The following is a 10,375-nucleotide window of genomic DNA, read 5'->3' on the forward strand; positions in this document are numbered from 1 at the left end:
ATGTTTCAGGCCGCCTGTATCTCGGTTTCGCGAGCTTGCGGGATCATGATCGGAACCATCGGTCCGGCAAGTGTTTTGGGTAGTTCGACATTCTGCCAGCGGATCAGTTCCATGCGGCCATCAAAATGCTCGACCACCGCGGTGCAGCTTTCCACCCAGTCACCGGTATTGATATAGGTGATGCCGTCGATATCCTCGATCACGGCATGGTGGATATGGCCGCAAATGACGCCATCGACATCGTTGCGACGCGCCTCGTCGGCGACGACACGCTGGAACTCGCCGATGAAATTCACCGCGCGCTTGACCTGCAGCTTGGCCCAGGCCGAGAACGACCAGTAAGGCAGGCCGAGCAGCCGGCGCGCCCGGGCGATCCAGATATTCAGCGCAATTGCCGTATCGTAAGCCCAGTCGCCGAGATGGGCGATGAAACGGGCATTGCGGACCACGACGTCGAATTCGTCGCCATGCAGCACAAGGTACCGTTTGCCGTCGGCGGCGACGTGGATCATGTTGCGGGCGACCTCTATGCCGCCGAAATGGATGCCGGGAAACTCGCGCATGAAGTCGTCGTGATTGCCGGGCACGTAGACGATCCGCGCGCCCTTGCGCCCCTTGCGCAGCAGCTTCTGGACCACGTCATTGCAGTTCTGCGGCCAGTACCAGGAGCGCTTCAGCCGCCAGCCGTCGACGATGTCGCCGACCAGGAAGATTGTCTCCGCTTCATGGACCCGGAGAAAATCCAGGAGGAAATCCGCCTTCGAGGCCTTGGAGCCCAGATGGATGTCGGAGATGAACAAGGTCCGGACCTTTACGGCGTCGCGATTGTCAAGTTCGTCAAGCATGGCGATCCTCGTTTTGTCATCAACGGGAAAGCAGAGTCACGTATCACCTTTATGACAAAGGGCGCGTGAGGGCCGATTAACTCTGAAAGTTAAAGGCGTTTTCAGCTTTTTGCATCATAGGTTACATTGGATCCGTACCGATCACCCCGATTGCCCCATGCTCAAGACAATGATGACCGCCGCACTGCCGTTTGCGCTCGCTCTGGCTTTGGCCGGAGGTGCTGACGCATCGCCCGTCTGCGATCGGCTGAACAGCGAGCTGACCGTGCTGTCCGAGACATACAGCGCGTCCGCCCAGGTGCGGAAATATGCCCGCGCCGTCGCCGAGCAGAAGCTGAGCATCCGCGAACTGCGCTCGCAATTGCGCGACACTGGCTGCACCGAGGGCAGCCTGTTCGTCATGGGCGGCGACAATCCGGAGGAGTGCCAGGAGCTCGAAGACAAGATGGCGCGGATGGAGACCAATCTCGCCATTCTCCATGAAAAGCGCATCAGCCTGATGACCGGCGAGACCGAGGACGCCCGCCGTCAGGAGGTACTGGCGGCGATCGACGAAAACAGCTGCAGCGACGAGACATTTCTTGCCAGCACCTCGCCTGGCGTGTCGCCGGAGGATTCCTTCGTGAGTGAGACGCCTGACGGGGTCGAAACGATCCGCGTGCCTTCCGAAGCCGATTATGACAACCAGCAATTCATCGATCTCGGCGGCAGTGCGGTGAATGGCTCATATCGTACCATGTGCGTACGCACCTGTGACGGCGCCTATTTCCCGGTCTCATCCCAGGCGTCGCCGATGAGCTTCCAGCGCGATGCACAGGTCTGTTCGATGATGTGCCCCGGCACCGAGACCGAACTTTTCTACCACTCTATCCGCCAGGAGAGCGACGCGATGCGCTCGGCCTTCACCGGCCGGCCCTATGACGAGCTCGACAACGCCTATCGTTACCGGACGCAGACGCGAGCCAAGGACAAGGCCTGCGGCTGCGATTTCTCGCTCTACTACAAGGAGATGATGAAGCGCGAAGCCTTCATCAACAATCCGGAAAAGGTGCCTGAGAAAAAACAGAGCTCGATCGTGTGGATCAAGCCGGAGCTGCGCGGCCAGCTTACGACAGACGTCGCCGTCACGCCGCCGGTCAAGGAAGCCAAGCTGCGTGACTACAAGCCTGACGGCCATATCCGCCAGATCGGTCCGAAATTCCTGCCGGATAATGAAACGCTGGATCTCCGCAATCCCGAAATGACGCTTCAGAACTGATTTCCTGCCCTCGCATTCGAGGCGGCAAGTCTCTAATGTCGGATCACGAGAATCGTGGTCTGAGGGAACAATGCGCCAGCCGGTCGTCCTCCATTGGGGAATTTCAAGTTTTTTCGGCTGGGGCGTCTACGGACTGAACCTCGCGCTCAACTGGGCGGGCGATCCCGATATCGAGCCGCGCACGTCCTTTCCCATGCCCCCGGACCAGATCGTGGTCGATCCGCTGCGGCGGCTTTCACTGAGGGCCTTCGAGGTCCAGAGCCGGCAGTTCATCGAACAGCTCAAGGCGCGGGCAGAGCAAAAAGTCAGCGTCGAGGCGCCTGTGCTCGTGGCGCTTGGCAATGATTTCGGAACGTCAAAGGGACCGGCCAATACCGAACTGGTGGGCAAGCCCTCGATTGGCGTGGTCTTCTTCGAGGTGCCGCATCTCTCGGAAGCGGTGCTGGATCGCGCGCGGGCTTTTCCGCTCGTCGTATGCGGTTCGACATGGAACGAACAGATCCTTCGCGCCCATGGCCTGACCAATGTGACGACCGTGATCCAGGGCGTCGATCCGGCGCTGTTCCATCCCGCGCAGCGTCAGGGCGTTCTTTCTGGCAGGTTCATGGTGTTCTCGGGCGGCAAGCTGGAACTGCGCAAGGGGCAGGACCTGGTGATGGCTGGGTTTGCGCGCTTCGCCAAGCGCCACCCCGAGGCGCTGCTGGTCACCGCATGGCATAGCCCTTGGCCGAAGCTGGCGGCGACGCTCGACCATTCGAGCCGTGCCGCCAAGCTGACCTTCGGCGAGAATGGCAAGCCGGACCTTACGCAATGGGCGCGGGACAACGGCCTCGTCGACAACCAGTTCCTCGACCTCGGTTCGGTGCCCAATGCCCTGATGCCGCCGATCCTGCGCGAGATGGATGTGGCGCTCTTCCCCAACCGCTCCGAAGGCGGCACCAATCTGGTGGCGATGGAGGCGATGGCCTGCGGCGTGCCGACGATCATTTCGGCCAATACCGGTCATATGGACCTGATCGACGGCAACAATTGCTACGCGCTGGAACAGCAAGCGACCGTGGCTGGCGAAGGTGGAGCCGTGGGCTCCGTCGCCGGCTGGGGCGATTCAAGCGTCGACGAGATCGACGACAAGCTCGAACAGGCCTATCGCGACCGCACCGACGCACGACGCCGTGGCGAGCGTGGTGCGGCGAAGCTCGCGGGCTTCAGCTGGTCGCGGACGGCGGATCAGATGAAGCGCGTGGTCAAGCAGATCACTGCGTGAGTAGGTCGCGGGCCTTCTCGACAGCCCGCGCGATCGCTGGCGCATAGGCTTCACCTGGCTTCCGCCGGCAAAGCGTCACGGTGGGATACCAGGGCGTGTCTTCCCCTCGCATCATCCAGCGCCAGTCGGGTGCCGACCTGAGTAGCGCGATCGCCGGGCGGCCGAGCGCACCCGAGAGATGCAGCGGCGCGGTACAGACCGATACGACGAGGTCGAGTCCGCTCATGATTGCTGCCGTATCGAGGAACGCGTCCGCGCCGTCATCCATATCCGCTCCGGGATGCTCCATGCTGAAGGACAGGCCTTTGACGCGCCATCCGGATGGCGTATCGGCTGGCTCGAGGTCATCGGGTCCGAGTTTCTGGAGTGCTATCAGCCTTGTGCCGGAAAGCGCCGAGAATGGCGCCAGTTCCTCCGGCGACTTCAAGCTGCGTCCGCGTTCGGCTGGCGAATTGGGATTGCCCTGCCAGACGAAGCCGATCGCCTTTTCCGAGCCGCCGAGATGCAGCCTTTGGCGCCACTGGGCGACTTTCTCAGTGTCTGCCGCCAGATGCGACTGCATGACCGGAATCGAGCCGGGTGTGAGTTTCAGCCGGTTCATCAGGCTCATCAGTGGAATCTGGAAATCGCCGCCGGAGGCGCTGTGCTGGCTGGTCACTTCGATGTCGAAAGGCAGGGATTTGAGCAGCGCCTCGAGCTTTTCCGGCACGTGAAAAACGATATCTCCGCCCAGCGACTTGGCAAGCCCGAGCAGCTTGGCGAACTGGATCGTATCGCCAAGCCCCTGCTCCGAATGGACGATCAGCTTGCGCCCTGCAAGGGGCTCGCCACGCCAGACAGGAATGCCCTTGTAGTCAGGCTTCTTGAAGAAACCCGGTGTATCCCAGCGCCATTCATATTCCGCAAAGCCATTGGCGTAGTCGCCGAGCTTGAGCAGGACATGGCCGAGATTGTAGTGACCCTCTGCCAGCTCCGGCCATTTCGCCACGATCTGGCGCAGCAGCGCCGCGGCCTCGTCGAGCTCTCCCCAGTCGGACAACAGATTGGCGAGATTGTGCGCCGCGAGTTTCTGGCCGGGATCGAGTTCCAAGGCACGCCGGTAGAGAGCCGCGGCTTCTTCCTCGCGCCCGAGCTCTGCCAGTGCAATCGCCAGGTTCGAGATGACGCTGGCGTTGTCGGGCTCGATGTCGAGCGCGCGCGAATAGCAATCCGACGCTTCGGCATGGCGGCCGATGTCATTGAGCGCATTGCCGCGATTGAACCAGACGTCCGCCCGATCGGCGGCCAGAGGTTCGAGCCGCCTATAGACCTCGACTGCCTCCGGTTGCCGCCCGGCGGAGCGCAGGGCGGAAGCGAGATAGGTCAAGGTCTCGGCGGTTTCAGCGCCTGTATCCAGCAGCTGGCGGTAGAGCGTGATGGCCGCTTCGAAATCCTGCGCCTTGTGAAAGTCGGTCGCCTCGCGGAAAAGCGCCTGGCCGGCCTCCGGCGTCATGCACCGACCATCTGCTCGGCCAGGTTGGCGCGGATGGCGTTCACGACGGCGTCCCACTCATGGACGTTCTGCTGGCGGAACAGCTTGAGCGACGGATACCAAGGGCTCCTGTCGGTCTCGTTCAGCCAGCGCCAGTCGGCGTGGTATTTCAGCATGCCGAACACCGGCACGCCCAGCGTCGCGGCCAGATGCAGCGTCGCGGTGCAGGACGACACGACATAGTCGAGTGCCGCGATGGCATGGGCGGTCTCGTAGAAATCGCCGAGCGCCGCGCCGGGTGAGATGAGCTTGTCAGCGAAATCCGCGTTGCGGAGCTGATCCAGTCCGTCAGACTTCTGCAGGCTGATGAAATGGCTGCCGGGCAGCGAAAAGAGCGGCGCCAGTGCCGCCAGCGGTGGCGATCGGCCGGCATCGGCGCGTGCCTTGGGATTGCCCTGCCAGATCAGGCCGATCTTGAGACCACCGGACGGAAGCTGCGATTTCCAATGCTGTATCCGCTCCGGGTCGAGATCGAAACGCGCCGGCGGCGGCACGGTATCGACCGTGGTTCCGAAGGCCACCGGCAGGCTCAGCATGGGTATCTGGAAATCGAACTTGCCGATTGGCGCGCCTTGCTCGACGATGGTGATCGGGCGCTCGGTCTGCAGATGCTTCATCAGTTCCACGAGCGGACCACGGACTTCAAGCACCACACGACCAACGCGACGGGTCGCTTCGCTGACGAAGCGGGCAAACTGGATATTGTCGCCAAAACCCTGCTCACCGTGGATCATCAGCACCTTGCCTGGCGCGTGCTCGCCGTTCCAGCGCGGCTCCCTGAAGGTGCGCGGCCGCATTTCCTTGCTCTGCCAGCGCGCCTCATAATCCCTGAAGCCACCGATGAAATCACCGTCGAAGAGCTTCGCATGCGCGTGGTCGAGGACGAGGTCGGGATCCCCGGGGTCGAGCGCCCTCGCCTTTTCGAATGCCGCAAGCGATTCCGCGGGGCGGTGCATGTCGCGCATCAGGTTGCCGATGCCGCGATGGGCCTTGGCGAAATCCGGCCTGAGCGCTAGTGCCGCCCGGTAATTGGCGAGCGATTGCTCGAAATTGCATTCATCACGATGGATGTTGGCAAGCGACAGATGGGATTCAGCCGTCGGCGTCGTCGATATCACCGATTCCAGCTTCTCGATCGCCTTGCCGATGTCGCCGACGCGCCTCAGGCCGATCGCGTAATTGGTCATCAGGTCGGCCGACTTCAGCCCGGCCCGCTCTGCTCCGTCGAAAAAGACGACGGCGCGGTGGTTGCGATCCTTCTGCAGCGCCATGGCGCCCAGCATGTTGAGCGCTCCGGGCAAAAGCTTCCTAATGCCGAGCACCTCGCCGTAGAGATGCGTCGCCGTCTCGTAGTCGTCCTTGCGCTGGGCCGCGAGCGCACTGTTGAAACTGGCGGCAGGATCGAACGGCTTGACCTCGATGCCATCAGGCATTTCCTTCACATGACGCTGCGCCAGATCGCCCGAGACGAGCTTCGCGAGCGCATCCGCGAGGCGCCCGACGACTCCGGCGAAGGGTGCGTCCTCGACCTCATTGCGAACGCGGCGGAAGACACGGGTCTGCGGATACCATGGGCTATCGGACCGCCCGGTCAGCCAGCGCCATTCCGGATGCGATTTCAAGATCACCCAGCACGGCTTGCCGAGCGCGCCGGCGAGATGGGCGACCGCCGTGTCCGAGGTGACGATCAGATCCAGGTTCATCATCATAGCCGCCGTGTCGGCGAAGGCATTCGGGCCGGAATCGAAGTCCGCGCCGGGCTGCTCGATTTCAAAGCGGCCGTCGAGAGCCGCGATCTGCTCCTCACCGGCACCCTTCTGCAGGGCGATCAGCCGGACGCCGGGAATTTCTGCCAAAGGTTCCAGCCGCTCCAGAGGATAGGAACGGCCTTTGTCGACCTTGGGATCGGGATTGCCCTGCCAGACCACGCCGACGCGGTAGCCGGGTTTCTTCGCAAGCCATTCCGCCCAGTGCGTCACCCGCGCCGGGTCGGCGGTCAGATAGGTCTCGTAGGCGGGGATCGTATCGAGTTGCATGCCGGTCAGGAACGGCAGGCTCATCATATAGGCCATGGCATCGACGGGCGGCACCTTGTCGCCGTCGCCGATCACGCCATCGACGCCGGGGATGGTGCCGAGAAGATGGGCGATCTTGCTGCGGCAGCCGATGAGGACTTTGGCAGCGCCGCGATCCTTCAGCAAGCGGGCATAGCGCGAGAACTGGAACGCGTCGCCAAAACCCTGCTCCGCCATCAGCAGGATCGACAGGCCCTTCGGATCGCCGCCGCGCCAGTAAGGCACGTTCGGCCGCCCCACGGCGATGCCAAGCTTATCGGATCGGAGCCGGCCCTCGTAATGCTTGAAGCCATTGGTGAAATCGCCGCCGTTGAGCAGCGCCATGCCGAGCGCCAGATGCGCGTCGGCGTAATCCGGCCGCACGGCGATCGCCCGGCGGAAGGCCGCGAGCGCGAAATCGTCGCGGCCGGCCTCGAGTTCGGATATGCCGAGATTGTTCCAGGCCTCGGCGTGGTTCGGATCGCATTCGACGGCGCGGCGCGAGAACCAGCAGGCGATCTCCAACTCGCCGTGATTCCGTTCGTACACGCCAAGATTGCTGAAGGCGTCGGCATTCCCAGGGTCGCAGGCAAGTGCGCGCTCCCAGCTGTCGGCCGAATTCCTGTGACGCTTCGCAGCAGACTGGATCGCACCCAGTTGCACCCAGAGCCGCGCATTGTTGGGGTCGAGATCGAGCGCCCGGCGCATGGCGGTCTCGGCATCCCCAAGCTGCTCCATGTCGGTCAGCACGGCCGCGCGCGCCGAATGCGCCGAAGCCGAATTGGGCTCGGCTGCGACGACCTTGTCGAGCATTTCAAGGGCCGCTTCCGTATTGCCGCCTGCGGACTCCTTTTTTGCCAGCGAAATCAAGGATGGCGTGTGATCCGGCTGGACGTCGAGCGCGAAACGGACGGCGCGCTTGCTGTCGTTGGGGCTACCCAGGCCATCGAGCAGGACGGCGTAATTGCTCCAGAGATCACCATTTCTCGGGCTTAAGGCTACAGAATGTGCCGCCAGCGGCAGCGCCAGCCGCGCATGATTGCGGCTGCGACGGCCTTCTTCCAGTACCGCCATGGCGTAGAAATTCAGGAACGGCGCGTCGCCCTTGCGCCCGCCGGCGGCGGATTCGTAAAGCTCCCTCGCCTCCCGGAATTTGCCCTGCGTGTGGAACTCCACGGCCCTGGCGCCATTTTCAGATGCTATCGAGGGTTGAACGGAGACATCCCCGATCAGTCGGTCGAGATCCTTCGCAGCCTCATCTATCAGCCCGGACCAATCGCCGAAAGCCCGCTGCCGGATGAGACGCATGGTGGGATACCAGGGCGTCAGGACACCTTCGACGCCCCAGCGCCAATCCGGAACTGCCTTGAGAAGTAGCCAGACAGGCCGACCGAGCAGACCGGCGAGATGAGCGATGGCGGTATCCGAGGTAATCACGAGATCCAGCGACATCATCAGCGCCGCGCTGTCGACGAAAGCGTCGCGGCCGGAATCGAACTCAAGCGGCGGCACCACGATATCAAGGCCTTCGGGCGATGGTTGGTCATGGCCGAAATGCTGCTGCAGTGAAATGAAATCAGCCTTATCAGACAGTCCGGCCAGTGGCGCGAAGGCCGACAGCGGCACCGAACGATCCTTGTCGATCGACGCATTGGGGTTGCCTTGCCAGGAAAGGCCGATGCGCCATTTCTTGCCCGTCGAAGCACCCAGCGCTGCCCACTGGCGGACCCGCTGCTCCTCGAGCGCGATCTTGACCGCGGGCCTCGGCACGCCGTCCGGTATCGCGCCGAAAAGACGCGCGAGCGACATCAGGGGAACATGAACATCGTGCGCGGGCAGCGGAGCGTCGTCGGAAACGAGCGTAATGCCTCCGGCCTTGAACATATCGAGCCGCGACAGAATGGAATACAGCCGATTCTGGCAGACGAAGGTCACCTGCCCCGCGCGCTCAATCGCCTGCGGCAGGAAGCGGATGAACTGGAACGTGTCGCCAAAGCCCTGCTCATGAACAACGAGCAGGACCTTGTCCTTGATCTCTTCGCCATTCCAGACCGGGCTTTCGACTTTCGGCGACTTGTCACGCGAACCTGCGACGTCGGCGCGGAGCTCGAAATCGGCCCATGCCTGCGACCAGTTGCCGGCCAGCATGTCGGTGATCGCCAGATTGTATTTGAGCACCGCCCATTCCGGCCAATGCGTCAATCCCTTGCGGAAATGCCGGATCGACTCCCCGATGCGCCCGAGATTGCGCAGCACGACGCCCTTGTTGGCGAAAGCGCCTTCGTGCCAGGCCTGCTGTCTCAGCGCCTTGTCATAAGCGGCAAGCGCATCGGCATCGCGAGATTGTGCCTGATAGAGAACACCGGCGTTGTAATTGATCTCGGCATTGTCAGGCGCCTGGGTCAGCGCGCGTGCGATGTAGCTCTCAGCCAGCGGATAGTTGCGCGCCTCGATGGCAATATGCCCGGCCTGGCTGAGCAGGCCCGGGTGATCGGGCGCCAGTTCCAAGCCGCGCGAAATGGTTTCCCAGGCATCGGCGTAGAGTTTCAGCCGGCTCTGGGCGAGCGCGAGATTGACATAGGCACCGACATTGTCGCCACGGATGGCAATTGCCCGCTTGGCGGATTCGATTGCGCGCTCGACATCGCCTGTCGCCAGCAGGGCTATGGCCTGGTTCTGGTAGACGCTCGCCTGGCCCGGATCGAGTTCAAGCGATCTTTCGAAATGCTGCAGCGCCTCGCCCGAGCGGCCGAGAAGATGCAGGGTGACGGCGAGATAGTGATAGAGCGGCGCGCTTTCGAGGCCATTGGCTCTGAGCATCTCCAGTGCATCGAGACTTTCGCCAAGACGCCCCTCGCTGAGCAGCTTGCGGCAGTCGTCCACCGTCATTTGCACTGCTTCCGCCTGCATTTGCGCTTTCAACAAGCCGTCTCCCAGATCACATGCCCGACAAATTATGGCTGGACGCTATTGACCGTCCCTTGTCCCGCGCTTGCCGGAACGTGGGTTCACATCGCCTCACTGGATCTTGTATGCCTGATAGGACTTCTCCTCGACAAGTCCCGAGCCCAAAGCCAGGTTGACTTCACGTTTCAGTTCAGCCCGCTTGTCGTTGGTAATATAGACGGAACGTGCGAGAGACACGAATTTATCGCTGAAATCGCCGGCATTCTCGCAATCGCGGATGTCGTCCTCGATATCCCATAGTGCCGCGTTGACATCATAGAGCGCCTTGGTCAGGCGGGACACTTCCGCATTGCCGGCATTGGCGCCAAGCCGGTCTGTCAGCAGCGTCAGTTCCTTGCGGACATTCCGCAGCTTGGTTTCATCCTTCATCCGGTCGGACTTGATCTGTAATATGGTGATCTTATCGACCAGTTCGCCCCATGAAACAGGCACTTCTATCATCGTGTATCTTCCCCA

The 10,375-nt window shown here is 62.2% G+C and carries 6 protein-coding genes; 2 read left to right on the forward strand and 4 right to left on the reverse strand.

What is annotated here, in order from left to right; all coding sequences use genetic code 11:
* Positions 1–5: 5 nt before the first annotated feature.
* Entirely contained in the window at positions 6–845 is an 840-nt protein-coding gene (locus ACSQ26_RS11730) for a UDP-2,3-diacylglucosamine diphosphatase (protein WP_436008911.1), read from the reverse strand.
* A 157-nt stretch (positions 846–1,002) separates the two neighbouring features.
* On the opposite strand from ACSQ26_RS11730, the gene ACSQ26_RS11735 reads away from it, so the two are divergent.
* Positions 1,003–2,103, forward strand: coding sequence for a DUF2865 domain-containing protein (locus tag ACSQ26_RS11735; RefSeq protein WP_436008913.1), 1,101 nt, complete (start codon positions 1,003–1,005; stop codon positions 2,101–2,103).
* Between the two features lie 70 nt (positions 2,104–2,173).
* Positions 2,174–3,367: a glycosyltransferase family 4 protein gene (locus ACSQ26_RS11740; protein ID WP_436008915.1), complete on the forward strand. Its 1,194-nt coding sequence runs from the start codon at positions 2,174–2,176 to the stop codon at positions 3,365–3,367.
* Here the strand turns inward: ACSQ26_RS11740 and ACSQ26_RS11745 are convergent.
* The 3 genes from ACSQ26_RS11745 to ACSQ26_RS11755 form a co-directional block, all read right to left on the reverse strand.
* Entirely contained in the window at positions 3,357–4,859 is a 1,503-nt protein-coding gene (locus ACSQ26_RS11745) for a tetratricopeptide repeat protein (protein ID WP_436008917.1), read from the reverse strand. The genes ACSQ26_RS11740 and ACSQ26_RS11745 overlap by 11 nt on opposite strands.
* The gene (locus tag ACSQ26_RS11750; protein WP_436008919.1) at positions 4,856–9,841 is read right to left on the reverse strand and encodes a tetratricopeptide repeat protein; all 4,986 of its coding nucleotides are present in this window, start codon (positions 9,839–9,841) and stop codon (positions 4,856–4,858) included. The genes ACSQ26_RS11745 and ACSQ26_RS11750 overlap by 4 nt, the downstream gene beginning before the upstream one ends.
* Positions 9,842–9,970: 129 nt before the next feature.
* Positions 9,971–10,360 carry a DUF6165 family protein gene (locus ACSQ26_RS11755; protein WP_436008921.1) on the reverse strand — a complete coding sequence of 130 codons (390 nt, stop codon included), beginning with the start codon at positions 10,358–10,360 and terminating at the stop codon, positions 9,971–9,973.
* Between the last annotated feature and the right edge of the window lie 15 nt (positions 10,361–10,375).

Source organism: Rhizobium sp. LjRoot254 (assembly GCF_964254105.1).
GTDB lineage: Bacteria > Pseudomonadota > Alphaproteobacteria > Rhizobiales > Rhizobiaceae > Rhizobium_E.